The 14,433-nt window shown below is 39.5% G+C and carries 14 protein-coding genes and 1 pseudogene; 4 read left to right on the top strand and 11 right to left on the bottom strand.

Going from position 1 to position 14,433, the window contains the following annotated elements:
- Positions 1-39: 39 nt before the first annotated feature.
- The 4 genes and pseudogenes from ACQCV8_RS15515 to ACQCV8_RS15500 all read right to left on the bottom strand — a co-directional run bounded on the left by ACQCV8_RS15515 (position 40) and on the right by ACQCV8_RS15500 (position 1,970).
- Positions 40-765, bottom strand: a complete 726-nt coding sequence (locus ACQCV8_RS15515; RefSeq protein ID WP_426845885.1) for a sugar nucleotide-binding protein — start codon at positions 763-765, stop codon at positions 40-42.
- Positions 766-985: 220 nt separating this feature from the next.
- Positions 986-1,252: a DUF418 domain-containing protein gene (locus ACQCV8_RS15510; RefSeq protein ID WP_426845883.1), complete on the bottom strand. Its 267-nt coding sequence runs from the start codon at positions 1,250-1,252 to the stop codon at positions 986-988.
- A gap of 65 nt (positions 1,253-1,317) precedes the next feature.
- Positions 1,318-1,425: pseudogene (locus tag ACQCV8_RS15505) on the bottom strand (hypothetical protein); the annotation flags it as partial.
- Positions 1,426-1,463: 38 nt separating this feature from the next.
- A complete protein-coding gene (locus tag ACQCV8_RS15500; RefSeq protein ID WP_426845881.1) occupies positions 1,464-1,970 on the bottom strand; it encodes a hypothetical protein in 507 nt (168 codons plus the stop codon).
- Between the two features lie 307 nt (positions 1,971-2,277).
- Here ACQCV8_RS15500 and ACQCV8_RS15495 point away from each other — a divergent pair, with 307 nt between their 5' ends.
- A complete protein-coding gene (locus ACQCV8_RS15495) occupies positions 2,278-2,562 on the top strand; it encodes a hypothetical protein (RefSeq protein ID WP_426845879.1) in 285 nt (94 codons plus the stop codon).
- Positions 2,563-2,637: 75 nt separating this feature from the next.
- On the opposite strand, the gene ACQCV8_RS15490 is transcribed toward ACQCV8_RS15495, so the two are convergent.
- Positions 2,638-2,847, bottom strand: coding sequence for a hypothetical protein (locus ACQCV8_RS15490; protein WP_426846030.1), 210 nt, complete (start codon positions 2,845-2,847; stop codon positions 2,638-2,640).
- Between the two features lie 333 nt (positions 2,848-3,180).
- A complete protein-coding gene (locus ACQCV8_RS15485; protein ID WP_426845877.1) occupies positions 3,181-4,395 on the bottom strand; it encodes a DUF418 domain-containing protein in 1,215 nt (404 codons plus the stop codon).
- Positions 4,396-4,840: 445 nt separating this feature from the next.
- On the opposite strand from ACQCV8_RS15485, the gene ACQCV8_RS15480 reads away from it, so the two are divergent.
- The 3 genes from ACQCV8_RS15480 (at position 4,841) to ACQCV8_RS15470 (ending at position 7,190) form a co-directional block, all read left to right on the top strand.
- Complete coding sequence (locus ACQCV8_RS15480; RefSeq protein ID WP_426845875.1) at positions 4,841-5,236, top strand: GntR family transcriptional regulator; 396 nt, start codon at positions 4,841-4,843, stop codon at positions 5,234-5,236.
- Positions 5,233-6,348 carry a DUF1648 domain-containing protein gene (locus ACQCV8_RS15475; RefSeq protein ID WP_426845873.1) on the top strand — a complete coding sequence of 372 codons (1,116 nt, stop codon included), beginning with the start codon at positions 5,233-5,235 and terminating at the stop codon, positions 6,346-6,348. Before ACQCV8_RS15480 ends, ACQCV8_RS15475 begins: the two co-directional genes overlap by 4 nt.
- A gap of 197 nt (positions 6,349-6,545) precedes the next feature.
- A complete protein-coding gene (locus tag ACQCV8_RS15470) occupies positions 6,546-7,190 on the top strand; it encodes a CPBP family intramembrane glutamic endopeptidase (protein ID WP_426845871.1) in 645 nt (214 codons plus the stop codon).
- Between the two features lie 288 nt (positions 7,191-7,478).
- Here ACQCV8_RS15470 and ACQCV8_RS15465 read toward each other — a convergent pair whose 3' ends face one another.
- The 5 genes from ACQCV8_RS15465 to ACQCV8_RS15445 form a co-directional block, all read right to left on the bottom strand.
- Positions 7,479-8,492 (bottom strand): CNNM domain-containing protein, encoded by a 1,014-nt coding sequence (locus tag ACQCV8_RS15465; protein ID WP_426845869.1) that lies wholly within the window; start codon positions 8,490-8,492, stop codon positions 7,479-7,481.
- The gene (locus ACQCV8_RS15460; RefSeq protein ID WP_426845867.1) at positions 8,485-9,885 is read right to left on the bottom strand and encodes a hemolysin family protein; all 1,401 of its coding nucleotides are present in this window, start codon (positions 9,883-9,885) and stop codon (positions 8,485-8,487) included. Before ACQCV8_RS15460 ends, ACQCV8_RS15465 begins: the two co-directional genes overlap by 8 nt.
- 621 nt (positions 9,886-10,506) lie before the next feature.
- A complete protein-coding gene (locus tag ACQCV8_RS15455) occupies positions 10,507-11,808 on the bottom strand; it encodes a hypothetical protein (RefSeq protein ID WP_426845865.1) in 1,302 nt (433 codons plus the stop codon).
- A gap of 112 nt (positions 11,809-11,920) precedes the next feature.
- Positions 11,921-13,324 (bottom strand): hypothetical protein, encoded by a 1,404-nt coding sequence (locus ACQCV8_RS15450; protein ID WP_426845863.1) that lies wholly within the window; start codon positions 13,322-13,324, stop codon positions 11,921-11,923.
- A 54-nt stretch (positions 13,325-13,378) separates the two neighbouring features.
- Positions 13,379-14,383, bottom strand: a complete 1,005-nt coding sequence (locus ACQCV8_RS15445) for a hypothetical protein (RefSeq protein ID WP_426845861.1) — start codon at positions 14,381-14,383, stop codon at positions 13,379-13,381.
- Positions 14,384-14,433 lie beyond the last annotated feature (50 nt).

Raw genomic sequence — 14,433 nt, 5'->3', positions numbered from 1 at the left:
TGGCTTTTTTCGTGCCGTAGATCTGCCCCTCTATTCAACTCAAAAAAGTTCCGATATATTGATCCGGTCATCAAACATTCTGTCGTCTCTTTTTAAGTCCGTGGATTTTTGCACAATCCACTCCGCTTTGTGTTTTTCTTTTAAATGCTGGGCGATTACATAGAATGAATATTTTTTATTAGAGTTCACGAGATAGGGGTCAGGTTTAAGAATCGCAGCCCCATCGACAATCACCTTGGCGGTTTCTGTCAGGAAGCTGGTTGAAGGGTACCATTCTGTACTGGCCTCGATTAATCCTTTTTCCCGAAAGGTCCTCTCAAGGAAATCGATCATGTTGTTCGAGCCGGCGCTGGTTCCAATCTGCCAGCCAATCCGCAAAATGACTGCGCCCGGATGAAACACTCTGACCGTCTTTTCACATTCTATTTTATAGAGACCGTAATCCTCTACGGAATTGGGCACACTCTTAATGGTATAAGGCCCTGTCCCCTGCTCGGGAAAAACTGAAACCGTACTTGTGAAGACGAGTTTCACTCCCAGTTCCTTTGTTGCCTTGGCGATGTATTCAAGCCATTCGACCGGCCCAGTCGCAATTTGTAAAAAATAGTCCGGTTTATGCTCCTGAATAAAATGGAAAACGTCCTTCTCATTGTCCGTAGGCACCTTTGTCCGGTCCCAGATGCCTGCTTCAATTCCCCTCTTCTCCAGTTCCCAATCAATAAACGGTGCAACCGCTCCATTCATCCCAGTGATGATCGCTTTCATATAAACAACTCTTTTTCATTCTATGACTTAATCTCTTAATGCAATATTAGCACAACGGTTTTAGGGAACCTGCAGAATTTGGATGAAAGTAAGCTTGTGCTCTGTTTACCTGTTTATTGCAAGATAAAATACAGAGTTGTGCAGCGGTAAGTAGATCAGAAATCAATGTACTTTTATCTAACCAAGAAAACCCGACAAATCACCTGCCGGGTTTTCCCTTTCAAGCCGCTTTTGAGTGCTTTTTGCTTCCTCCATATGTCCACTTTCTCCAAACAAATTCAAGCGGACCTTGATTGAACTTTTTAAGAATGGAGTAGCTGAGTACAACCTGCACGATGTAGATCACAATGGCGATTCCGACTCCCTGCGTTTTTGATACCTTGCCAAAAAGACCGAAGCCATAGCCGTTAAAAATGATCACCGCAATAATGGATTGCATCAAATAATTGGTCAGCGCCATACGGCCGACTGATGCAATATTACACATAATAAGTTTTTTTCGATAATATGCTGGAGCGGATTATCGGACATAAGGCATGAATCACACGAATCGCGAAGCACGATGTTGATCCCTGTTTCAGCATCGCCTTCTGCTTCTACTTCTAGAGAAGCAACATTATTGTATACGTTCACGAGGGCTGTACCACCGCCGGATACGACTTTCTACTGCTGCGCGATTCTATTACTCTAGCAATAAATTAAAACTGTAAGAGGCAGCCGGCAATGATACCACCATCAACCGCCAGGTACGACCCATAACAAGCAAGACAGCCTGTCCCGATAGTACCGATACAAATAAAACCGCATCCAGCCGCAACAGCTGCTAGTAAAGCACGAGAAACCCCGTAATCGTCCAGGCAATCATTTACATCGTCAAGACCTAAGATTGAGATTTCACCATTATTATTGTAATCATCTTTAACAATTGTTTTAGATACAGACTCATCACCTGCATACGCTAACACTTCATAAGTTTCGGCCGTCTCTTTAATAATTGTTTCCGAAGTGGAAAAGATTTCAGCATCTTCGTTTAGATTTACGCTTAGACCACTCATTTCATGAATATCGCCAGAAGCGTAGGGAACTCTCAAAAGATAACTGTTATCAATTTTTTTAGCCGTCACTTTACCATAATTCAATGCAGAATCTGCACGAACATCGATTTCGCCAGATTTTACAGCTTCTTTTACGGCTTTCACCATCATCTTCTTCTCATCTTTAGTTAGTTCTTCTGTATTGTTTTGAAATTATTGGAACTTTTCCTAGAATTCATCTACATCAAAATCGTTAGTGGATGAACCAGAAAAACCGTTTGCACTAGCTGCGGGGGCGAGACCCATCATCATAAGAACGAACGACGCGACAATTAGAACCGCGGACCTAAAAGATTTTCTCTTCAAATGTCATTCTCCTCCCAAAATTGTAATTTATTACAAAGTAACCGTAACATACTTGTATTCTATTGTAAAATATTTCCCAAAATGATAACGTAATAGTAGGAGGTGAATTCGTATGCAACCCATAGAAACGTTGGTTTTGTTTCTCGTTGTTTTCGCAACGTTATATTCTTGCATGAAGATTTTTAACGACCTTCCAAAAAGTAAAAAAATGCAAAATTTCATTGCTGTAATGCCGTCTTTCGCTGGCGTCTTAGCTTTTTTGTTGATGGAGTTCGTTTTACCGACAACTGAAAGCCCAATGGTCACCCTGACCACGAATGTATTTCCAACCCTGATGATAGCGGTAACGATTGGACTTTTATTGAAAGTGAAAGCTATCAGAAGCTCAGAAATATAATTCGCTAGAAAGATTGCACACGAAAAAAAGAGCCTGGGACAAAACTAACCAGAAATAATGAATAAAGGGTTCCGATCAGATGATTTTTCTGCTCGGAACCCTTTTTTGTGATGAAATCCACACTCCTCCGGCTGGGCATCCGCTCTCACGCACGAAACTAGAAAAGGCTTCATTGGGGATCTGTTCAACCATATGATGAACGGTGTAGGCGATATCTTTTTCATCAAGTTTCATCTCTAAATCCAGGGGCAAAACCATTTGGTCCATGTTATACTGTTTATACATAAGGGCACCTCCGATGGTTATTGTGTGGTAACTTTAACTTTATCAGAAGGTGTCCTTATATTCTTCATTAAAAATGAACGTATAACATAGAAAGAGAGGCCGTCGCAAACTTATTTGCGACGGCCTCTCTTATTAACTAGGATTTGTCCCAGCCTCTTTTCCAAGCAGATATGTGATTACATCATACCGCCCATGTCAGGCATGCCGGCGCCGCCTTCTTTTGGCTTGTCGGGTACTACTGCTGATCTTTGCTATCGATCCCTAGAAATTTAATTAAAAAAGAAGCCTCTCGAAAGTTTTATCAACTAACAAGAAGCCTCTTCCGCTTTTCCCTCAAGCCGCTTTTGAGCGCTTCTCAGTTCCTCCATATGTCCACTTTCTCCAGACAAATTCAAGCGGACCTTGATTGAACTTTTTAAGAATGTAGTAGCTGAGTACAACCTGCACGGTATAGATCACAATGGCGATTCCGACTCCCTGCGTTTTTGATAACTGGCCAAAAAGACCGAAGCCATAGCCATTAAAAATGATCACCGCAATAATGGATTGCATCAAATAATTGGTCAGCGCCATACGGCCGACTGATGCAAAAGGCATGAGCATCTTTTCAATAGAAGCTTTACGAGTCGCTAGAACAATCAATGCCACATAGAACAGCATAAGAAGCGGTCCACCGAGCATATTTAAGCCTTCTGCAACAGGAGTAGTTACGTACAGCGGCCAGTCAAATAAATTATATTTCACTGCTTCAGAAAGACCGACGAGCGGTGCCCCAATGCCAAGCCCGAGCCAAAAAATCTTCTTCCATCTCTTGATATTTCCCTCAATATCCTCAAACATCCCGGTTTTACCGAAATAAAGACCGATTAAAAAAAGCGGCAAAATCGTCGGGACCAGTAAAAAAACCTGGAAGAAAACAAACAGAACCTCGTTAGAAAATCGATACTCAAGTATTTCTCCGAAACTGCCTGCTGCCATTACAGATGCTACTGTGAGTTCTTCTGCCTTAAGGGATTCAACGGTTTCAAATCCTTCCGCAATCATATATTCCGTACCCCAGCCGCTGCCGATCAGTAAAAGGGTAAAAAGCAGACTGCCAGCAATAAATAAGGCAACTCCCCAGATTTTTATGACCTTAGGCGAACGGTGAATAAAGAGCGGCAGCAAGAACCCTGTAATGGCATAGGTATGAAGAACATCTCCCGACCAGATAAACACAAGGTGAAGAATTCCAAGAAACAGTAAAAATACAAGACGCCGCATAAACAATTTTGTTGCTGGCAGATTTCGCTGCATTAAGCGGGTGTAAAAAATATAAAAGCCCAGTCCAAATAACATCGAAAACATCGGATAAAATTTACCGTCAACAAGCACCGCAGTAAGAATGGTCAGGACACTGTTCAAACCGCCCTCCGGCAGACTCTCCCCTTCTACTAAACTGGTCATACTATTAAAAGCAGGGGTCTTAAAAAAAATCATGTTTGCTATTAAGATTCCAAACAACGCAAATCCTCTGATCATATCCAGTGTGTGGATGCGATCCTTCATTGAAATCGAACTCATTTTACCATTTCCCTTCTTATTCCTTAAAAATAATCTTACACGAAAACCTTAAAGTTGGCTTCCTTGTATCTATAGTAAAAGGAGAATAAGGAAAAGTCGTAAAAATCCGCTGAACTGTACCAATACTGCTCAAATATATATTAATGAAGCTGAAGTATACGATTTCCAGCCTCAATCGTACGATTAAAACCTTTTGATTCCTGTATCTCTTCCAGCCGTGAAAGGATTTTGGATTTTTTTTGCTAAGGAGAGTTATAGGGCGGCTGATAAAGAAATTCAAAACCATCCCGGCATATTAGCAGTACTTGCGGGTTTTATCCCTTTGTACCGGGCTGGTTTAAAATGCCCGTGCACAAGTAAAAGCGTTGACTCTCTGTTCTATCTGTTATACTATATGTATACCAGATAGAACAGAGAGAAGGTGTCTCAATTGCTCTTTTCACTTAATTTTGAATCAAAGGATGCCATTTATTTGCAAATTGTGAAGCAAATCATTATCGGCATTGCTAAAGACGAGCTGCGTCCTAATGACCCGCTGCCGTCTGTCCGCTCCTTAGCCTCAGACATTGGGGTCAACTTGCACACAGTGAATAAGGCGTACCAGCAGTTGAAACAGGAAGGGTATATTCAGATTCACAGGCAAAAGGGTGTTGTTATTCATCCTGAGGGAGTACCGAAAGCAGACAGCGAATATAAGGAAACGCTAAAACAGACGCTGCGCCCAATAATAGCGGAGAGCCTGTGTAAGGACCTATCACACGAGTCCATTGCAGCCTTGTATCAAGAAGTACTGGATGAATTTCAAAGTGAGGAGGATAAAAAATGACTCTCAATACACTCAGTGTTGTTTTATCAGTTGTTTTGTTGCCTATTGCGCTTATCTTAACGTGTATTCCCTATTTAACACGGAAGACGGAAAGTTTCGGGGTGTCGATTCCTGAAATGGTTTATGATATGGAGTCCATACAAATGATCAGGAAACAGTATGTCCGTTCTATGCTTTTTGTCACTGTTATTTCAGTTGGGGGATTCATTTGGACTGCATCCATGCTGACTGCAAATGAAGAATCCCTAAGTATAACATTTGCCGCCTTCACTTTGCTTCTAATCATTATTTCATTTGGCATCTATTTGAAATTTCATAACGAAATGAAGCGAATAAAAAAAGAGTCCAATTGGACGCATGACAGGACACAGAAGGTTCTAGTGCGCACAGATTTTCGTGAACAGCAGCTTATTTACTCAAACGCCTGGTATGCCATTCCATTCGTGATCACGCTGGTAACTGCTTTGCTTACTGCGCTGTTTTATGACCGGCTGCCGAATGTCCTGCCGATGAAAGTAAATTTTGCGGGAGAAGTGACCCAGTCGGTTGAGAAAAGCTATCGCACTGTCTTTATCCTACCAATCATTCAGTCGTATCTCATCCTGCTGTTCATCTTTATCAACACGATTATTGCAAAAGCAAAGCAGCAGTTGAATGCAGAGGATCCAGAAAAATCCTATAAACAGGTTACCTTGTTCCGAAGAAGATGGTCACTCTTTCTCCTCTTTACGTCAGCCCTTTTAACGATGATGTTTTCATTTATCCAATGGAGCTATTTCCAGCCGGCAAATCAACATTTGGTTACCATAGTGAGCTTAGTATTCAGCGGGATGATCATGGCAGCCGCGATTGCCCTTTCATTTTCGACAGGACAAGGGGGAAGCCGCATTCAAACGACTGGAGGAGGACCATCAGCAGATTCCATTAATCGAGATGATGATATCCATTGGAAACTTGGTCAAATTTACTATAATCCAAATGATCAAGCGTTATTTTTGGAAAAACGCTTTGGGATCGGCTGGACAGTTAATTTTGCAAGGCCGGCAGCATGGCTGTTCGTAATCGGAATCATTGCAACAGCAGCGGGTATTCCTATACTTCTTATGTTGTAAAAATAGCTTGCCAGTTATGATTGTACTCTACAAGATGAGGTGAACATATGCAGAAATCTCGAAAACCATGGCGCTCTTTCATATTCTTTCTATTAGTTGGTGTACTGGCAGTCCTTTCCTTGCTGCCCATGCAGATAAAACTTCTTCCCCGGCAGCTGGAGGAGCTCGGAGTTCCCTTAGAACTTCCAGTTGAAACAATGGCACTCCTGACTCTCCTTAACCCTCTGCTGCTTATTATCGCCGGCCTTCTCATTGGTCATTTTTTAGCTGAAAAAACGGGATTCCATTCTTTTATCTATGAAAAAGATCGATATGGCAAGCCGTTGTTCCAACGAGTAAGAGGTATCTTTAAGATTTCCGCTCTTTTAGGGGTGATGGGCGGCGTCCTCATAATAACGGTAGACACCATACTACAGCCTTTTCTTCCAGAAGCCCTGCACTTATCAAATGCGGAAGCTTCTTTAGGAGTATTTGACCTCGCTACACGATTGTTGTACGGAGGGATTGCTGAAGAACTTATGCTTCGCTGGGGGGTCATGACTTTACTCGTCTTTATCCTTTGGAAAATCTTTCAACGGAGCAAAAATCAACCCTCATCAATTATTGTATGGATGGGTATCTTCATTTCTGCTCTGCTTTTTGGATTAGCTCATTATGGAGCAACGGCCGCAGCTGCAGACATGACGCCCCTTATATTTGCCCGAATGATCTTTTTAAATGGCCTGGGCGGGATCATCTATGGATGGCTTTATTGGAAAAAGGGGCTGGAGGCTGCAATGGTTGCGCATATGGCTACTCACGTAACTTTTGTACTGTCATCAATTGCGACTTCATTAATTTGAACATCTATAATTTAGGAAGAGGAAATAGACGAAAAACCGATATCGCTTGGCTCCTTTCCCAGATTCTGCAGAAAACCACAAAAGAGAAGCCTTTCAAGAGTTCATAAACTCTTGAAAGGCTTTTCGATTTAGTAAACGATGTTCTCAAACCCTATCATGAAAGGGTTAGGGAACCATTGCTGTGTTTTCTTTTATTACGACCGCCTTATAAGCATGAGCAGGGTTCTTCTGCTGCTTTGGAAGCACGAGGACCGTCCCCATGCTTTTACTAACGTTCAAGATTTTTGTTTAATCATTCGTGCGCGGGAGCACAATGTGAAAGACGTCATTCATCGTGATGACACCGATGAACTTAGGACCGTCCATAACCACGGCCAGCTGTTCACTGGACCGCCGCATGTTTGTAAGAGCTTCATATAAAAGGGTATCCGGCTGCAGAACGAACGAAGGGCGTGCCAGTTCCTTTGCAGGCCGGTCCGCTGGCTCAAGCAGCGTATCGCGAACATGAAGGACTTTAGGAGGACCTTCATCTTCTGCCATAATAAGGATGCGTTTATGACCTGTACGTTCTGTGGCTTTCTGAACATCCTGTGCTGTGGCATTTGATTCCACCGCTGTTGCAGATGTTTTTTTCGGAAGCAAGTCAGCGACACGTAAGGTTTCCAAATCAAGCGCGCCTGAAATGGGCTTGCGGATGGACGCGTCCAATGCGCCTACATTAGCTGAGTGATCCACGAGGTGGCGAATGGTTTCAATATCCTGCCCGCCAACCGCAGCGGAATCGACAGGTTCCACGCCCGATGCCTTCACTAGACGATTCGCTATCCTATTTACCCATAATAGCAGCGGGCGGAACAGCCAGATAAACATCCGTGCAGGCGAGCCAACCAGAATGGCCGAGACCTCAGGGTGGGAGATCGCCCAGGATTTTGGCGCCATTTCACCAATTACCAGATGCAGAAACGTTACAATCAGCAAGGATAGGAAAAAAGAAGTTCCATCGGTCAGCCAGGATGGCAGCCCTGTTTCAGCGAAACCCGCTGAAAACCAGGCATCCACCGCCGGTTTAGTCACTGCTCCAAGGGCAAACGTACATACTGTAATCCCTAACTGCGCACCTGCCAGCATGATAGTAAGTTCATTCACTGATTTTAAAGCAGCACGGGCGCCGCGGCTGTTAACCGCTGCCTCCTCTAGTCGATGGCGCCGGGCACCAAGGAACGCAAATTCCATGATGACGAAGAATGCACTTATGAGAATGATGATTATTGTCACTGGTATTATCACTAAGGGGTTAGTCATTATTCCCCCTCCTTACCTGCTTCAATTCAGGATCACTATCCATTTCTGAATCATCTATTGTGAGGTTGACCAAGGTCGGCACCCATCTGTCAACTTCGATGATCCGTGCTGCTAAGTAACGGCGAACGGGTTCCTCTTGAACGAGATCACCCGGGTCATGTGGCAGCTCAACCGTGATTGTTTCATCGACAGCCGGAAGATGCCCGCACTGTGCAATGAGCATTCCAGCGATTGTTTCATAATCGCCTCGCGGCAGATGATAACCGATTTCGCGTTCGGCCTCATCGATGTGAACATCTCCGCTCATCTGCCATGAAGCTTCCCCTTGTGGTTCGACGACGGCTGGCATGTCACTGTCGTGCTCATCTGAAATTTCACCCACCACTTCTTCCGCCAAGTCCTCCACTGTCAATACTCCTGTGAAACCCCCATACTCATCTATGACACAAGCAAGATCGTTATTGGATTGCTTCATAGCTTTAAGTGCCTCCGGGAGTGACATTAAAGTAGGGACTACAAGCGGATGTCTCATAATCGCAGTGACAGGTTCATCTTCAGCCGAAGATGAAGCCAATACATCGCCAAGATGTACAACGCCAATTGGTTCATCATCGGAATTAATAACCGGATAACGGGTATGTTCCTTAGCCATCAAGGATCTAATCTTCCCGATGGTCATGTCCGGACCAACAGACTCTGTGCGGGAACGGGGTGTCATTGCGTGCTCGGCGTTGCGCTGCGGAAAGTCCAGGATTCGATCCAGTACAATGGACAGGTCCTTTGGCAAATCACCGCTTTCACGGGAATCGGCGACAATGTGCTCAAGGTCACGAGCGTTGGCACTGCTATCGATGTCGTGAACTGGCTCGATTCTTAAAAGCCTCAGGAATTTATTGGCTGCCTGATCGAAAATCTTAATTAACCACCCGAAAACCATAAGGTAAATATTCGTTGAATGGGCAAGATTGCGGGCCAATGGTTCGGGATTGGCAATCGCGAGGTTTTTAGGATACAACTCCCCAAAGATCATCTGCACAACTGTCGACACAGCCAAAGCGAGCACAGTGCCAACCGAGATACTGACCGCAGCAGGCACTCCAGCTCCATCAAGCAGCACGCCTAAACTCTCTCCAACAAGAGGCTCGGCAACATACCCAACAAGCAGACCTGTAACCGTGATACCCAGCTGAGATCCAGAAAGCATAAATGATGTACGCTTTGTGACCGCCAATGCACGTTTAGCTGCACGATCGCCTTGATCGGCCAGCGCGCTTAACCTTGCCCGGTCGACAGACATATAAGCAAATTCCTGGGCTACAAAATAACCATTTGCAGCTATGATAGCGAGAATGACGATAATGCCGAGAAGTAAAGTCAGTGCAGCTGCTAACATAAGCGATCTATACCTTTATTTAATGAAAGTGGCTGGAGACATTGATCTGGAACTCGGGCAGATGAACTGTTGCTGCACAGGTCTAAGCCACCAGCTTCACTATTTGTTGACGGCATTGATTGCTTGCTCATTGTTTTTTCCTCCAAGTGTAGCTAATTTTTTTCCATAGTACATAAAACTAATTACAAAAGCAATCAATCAGGTTTTGTACCTATTTAGACCTGCATGCTGTACTGTTATAAAAGAAAAAACGCGAAACCTCAAAAGGTTTCGCGTTTTTCCAAGCAGATGATGTGATTACATCATGCCGCCCGTAGGTTGCTAGAGTGTAATATTGTTAACGTTGAGTGCAACAAGTGCGGTAAATCAACGTTTTTGATGTAGTTGACTGTAACATCTTTAACGAGGATTTACCGTTTTTTATAGTAGTGCGTTGGGAAGTCGTTAGCAAAATGTTAGCATTGTATTTCACGCTTTTAATTAAATTACAAATAATCCTTGCACAATAAGAAGAAAAGAAGCATCGGTAATTATCAGCCAAATCGTTTCATTATAAAATTTTATTAAAAAACACAGCAATACTGATTAATTATGCTTCTAGCTCTTTTCTTTATCCTCTTTTTAACCAATCGAGGAATCTATTATTTCTTTTTGTGAATTTATATATTCTTCATAGAAATCTATAGTTCGTTCTGTGGGGTTTAACTTTAAAATTTCCTCTATGATCTGATATACACTTTTGCAAAATACTCTTTTAAAATCATTAAGTAATCTTGTGTTATTTCCGTCTGAAAAGTCACTATTAAAATCCATATAGGTAAAAGTACCCCCATGGACAAATTCAGAACGCAATGTATATATTTTTTCTACAATTTCTTTTACTTGGTTACTTGAAAAATCATCACCTTCGTAAATAGAGGAAAATATAGCTTTCAGGCTCTCTCTCTTTATGTCACTATGCTTCAATAACAATGCTTCACTAGCAGTTGACAATAATACTATTGTAATACTAATTCCTGTAAATATATCTTTGTCTTCAACAGAGAGAGCTGATTTAAAAATTTTTACGGAATTTAAAAATTTGTTAATTAATTTGTCATGAGTGGGTATTTCCTTGAGTAAGTATTTCATCATTTCAATAAAATTTGTAAGATTTTCTTTATGTTCGAAAAAACTTAGATCTAGTTCGCAGTCTGTTTGATGTCTAGCTACGCGTAACATAGGATTTCGTTGTGAGGATAATATTATACGCTCCATATTTTCAGAACTCCTCAAAGGTAAACTAAATGTACTATTCATCCTATATTTTACAATATTGGTTTTATATTCATAATAAGGATAAACATTTGCATAATAATATAAATGTACCAATGCGTTTAAATAAAATGCAAAGAAATTATAATACGTTCCAATGTATTCAGCTTGACATTTAATTTTATAAGCTATTAAAACATCTTTATAATCTGTGTTAAATCTTTTCTCTGTAATATAATTATAAAACCTTTCTCCAATTAGTTTTTTTAAATATTCTTGTGCTTCTTCTTTATTACCGTCTAAGAATATTAAATTATCACTCACTATTATTTCCTTAGAGAGTAAAGCACCTGTCAAGGGAGCTATTAGCCAATATTCTTCTAAATTATTTTTCAAGTAGCTCTCTAAATCATCTAAGAAATTTTCAACATCAGTCTTGTTTACAGTTTGTTTAGGAAACACTAACATATAATTACAAATAAAAAGTTCAACTAACTCAAATGAATATATTCCTTGGAATCTTTCATCCCACTGGATTTTTTCCCAAAAGTTATCTGTTGCATTATAATTAATTAATGGTACAGGAAAATGATTTTCTCGTTTTAACTTTAAACAAAAATACATTAGTGCCTTAGCAAAGTCATTAAGACTTTTTCTTTTTTTTGCCATATACATCACCTAATATTTATATCCTCTTAGTTCACTACAATTCTAAATAATATTCCGTAGTAACTTTAAAATTTGTTCTTAAAATACTATATCAAATCTTGATCATATGTATTTAGCTCTTTCTTTCACCTATATGACCTCCTTCATTAATCCATGAATATAACCATTTAACCTCTATATCATAATAATCGAAATACTGTACAATGTCTTTTATGTTGGAATATCCATACCAGTCATGTTTATGAACAAGTTCTATATTACTTTTTGATATACTAGATAATTCTTCATTATTCGAATCACTTAATAATACTGATGCTAAAAATAATACAACACAATTTTCCTCATTTATTTGTACTTCAATCAATGTCTTAGATATCACTTGTTCTAATTCAGTTAAGCTACATTTACTACTATTATTAATATAGTAATCTACTAATGATTCTACAGTAATATTTTTATAATTCCCCTCTATAAGATCGTAACCAGTTAATTGTTTATGCTCATCAGGATTTTTTAAAAATTGCATAAGTGTCTCATCTGATGGTGGTAGAGAATCATGGATGAACCCCCAAGCGTCTTTCCAAGCATCTAAACCTAAATGCACAGCAATAGCTCTTGCGGTCAAAATTTGGACTTGAGAAATGATCAATTTAGTATCAATACCTGAAATGTTGAAGAAAGGCGGAAGTGACCAGATTAACTTTTCTTTATATGACATTCGACCGTGTGCTATAGAATTTCGTATTTTAACAATTTTATTAACCAAGGAATATGTATGTTCATCTAACATATGATGCGTTTTTAAAAAGTAATTAATCTTTGTAGCGATTGAGGCCTCATCGCTAATTAGTACTTCCTGCAAAATTCTTAATTTAGAATTAATAGTATTTTCTCTGGCTTTTCCACTTTGATTAAGTAGCTCTGAAGAGAATAATGTCAAAAAACGCTTGATTTCTTCATTAGCTTCTTCCTTGAAATCATTGTAGTAGTAGCTTACGAGTAATTCAAGAATATGAAAATGCGTTAGAATTGCTTCGTCATGGTAAGTATCTACTTCACTTTCATCAACCATAAAAAGTGCTTTTCTCCATCTATCTAATAATGTAATGACTAACGTTTTAAAACGTTTATCTTTCAACTTCTCAAGTAGTGAATTTAAATCGTTGGACTGATCCAAGCCTTCTAATGAAAGAAGGTTACACTCTATATGTTTAGAAGGATTAATTCCACTTTCTTCTATATGAGTCTCACCCTTCTTGAACTCATATATTGTAAATAGATGTCCCGTAAAGTAACATAAGATACCTTGAACAACTAGCAGATCTGGTCTAGTATAACGTCTTATTTCTTGTGGACTATCAATACCGTCAATTGTTTTAATACATTCAATAATTAGTTGTTTGTCTTTCGTATAAACAGTTGTATTATTAAATTTAAACTCAACAATAAAATCATCAATACTTGGAATCTCATAAACATCTTTGTAAAAGATGACTCTTTCTTGTTTTCTATCCATTTTATACACCACTTTCATCTATCAGCTACCACTAACTAGACTTGTGAATCTTTCTTATAGCTCTTCTTCTAAATCAATCCTTATATCTCTTTTTTCTAAAAGGTAACTGACTAAAACATTACCAAGTAATTCCAAACTCGAGTGATAACACTTCATTTTATTTTTACCTAAAGTATTGTTTAGTAGGGCCTCGTGTATTAATTTATGGCGATAATCAATCATTTCTGTCAGAACTGTCACCAATGTTTTCTCTTGCCCTTCAACTGGGATTTTATGTGATAAGATATCTTTAAACAAATCAATTCCAATATACTTAATAAAAGCTCTATTTGCTGATTTGAAATTTTGAAAAGAATATTCCTCTATTTCTATATCAATTATATTTTTTTCACCATTGATAAGTTTTTTCACAACATTATATGGTAACTGTCTATCTTTCTTTTTATATATAATGTTTTGAGCTTCTTCATTAGTTTCAATATATCTATAAGTAAATGTTTTAAGAAAATTCTCCATAACAGACACAAAGAACGGGAGTAATGTGTTATTTCTCAAATAGTTCTTTTCAAAAATAAGAGGGAGGCCGTTTTCTTCATAATTTTTTATCCTTTCTAAGTCAACATCTTCAATTAGTCCTTCTACCATAGCTAGGTTTCTTTTAAAGTTTATATATGCAAATCCGCAAGCTATATCAGTTCTAGAGAGTTTAGGTAAATCATTTTCGAAATAGCCTTCTTCTCCATCTCCATATACAGTACCACCGAATCTTTCTTCTAATAATTTTATTGTGTCTATTTGCATTTGAAGATCATAATAACTTCGACCTGCCTTAGTAGATGTTTCCATACTAGTTTTAACCTGTCTATCTTGCCCCTCTATAAAATATTCTCTATTATAGCCAAAAGAAAACCAACAGCCTCTAGTTGATCTATAATCGTAATCGAACCAAAAATATGTATTATCAAACTCTGTTTTCTTATAACCAAGGCTTAGGATTATTTCCTCTATATCGTGTTTTTCTATGTGTTTATTAATATTTAAGTCTAAATCAACACCCAAATGAGACACCTTCCTAAAAGAGACTTAAACTCATATATTCCATAATGGTA

Source organism: Metabacillus sp. 84 (assembly GCF_050107715.1).
GTDB lineage: Bacteria > Bacillota > Bacilli > Bacillales > Bacillaceae > Metabacillus_B.
The sequence above is the reverse complement of the archived record's forward strand: the minus strand, read 5'-3'. Positions and strand labels throughout refer to the sequence as shown.

What these genes read in the sequence shown, in the direction of transcription:
- ACQCV8_RS15495 (WP_426845879.1), top strand. Translation starts at nt 2,278, where the DNA reads ATGCAACCCATAGAAACGTTGGTTTTGTTTCTCGTTGTTTTCGCAACG.
- ACQCV8_RS15450 (WP_426845863.1), bottom strand. Translation starts at nt 13,324, where the DNA reads ATGGATAGAAAACAAGAAAGAGTCATCTTTTACAAAGATGTTTATGAG.
- ACQCV8_RS15515 (WP_426845885.1), bottom strand. Translation starts at nt 765, where the DNA reads ATGAAAGCGATCATCACTGGGATGAATGGAGCGGTTGCACCGTTTATT.
- ACQCV8_RS15460 (WP_426845867.1), bottom strand. Translation starts at nt 9,885, where the DNA reads ATGTTAGCAGCTGCACTGACTTTACTTCTCGGCATTATCGTCATTCTC.
- ACQCV8_RS15455 (WP_426845865.1), bottom strand. Translation starts at nt 11,808, where the DNA reads ATGGCAAAAAAAAGAAAAAGTCTTAATGACTTTGCTAAGGCACTAATG.
- ACQCV8_RS15465 (WP_426845869.1), bottom strand. Translation starts at nt 8,492, where the DNA reads ATGACTAACCCCTTAGTGATAATACCAGTGACAATAATCATCATTCTC.
- ACQCV8_RS15500 (WP_426845881.1), bottom strand. Translation starts at nt 1,970, where the DNA reads ATGATGGTGAAAGCCGTAAAAGAAGCTGTAAAATCTGGCGAAATCGAT.
- ACQCV8_RS15490 (WP_426846030.1), bottom strand. Translation starts at nt 2,847, where the DNA reads ATGTATAAACAGTATAACATGGACCAAATGGTTTTGCCCCTGGATTTA.
- ACQCV8_RS15485 (WP_426845877.1), bottom strand. Translation starts at nt 4,395, where the DNA reads ATGAAGGATCGCATCCACACACTGGATATGATCAGAGGATTTGCGTTG.
- ACQCV8_RS15470 (WP_426845871.1), top strand. Translation starts at nt 6,546, where the DNA reads ATGGCACTCCTGACTCTCCTTAACCCTCTGCTGCTTATTATCGCCGGC.
- ACQCV8_RS15475 (WP_426845873.1), top strand. Translation starts at nt 5,233, where the DNA reads ATGACTCTCAATACACTCAGTGTTGTTTTATCAGTTGTTTTGTTGCCT.
- ACQCV8_RS15510 (WP_426845883.1), bottom strand. Translation starts at nt 1,252, where the DNA reads ATGTGTAATATTGCATCAGTCGGCCGTATGGCGCTGACCAATTATTTG.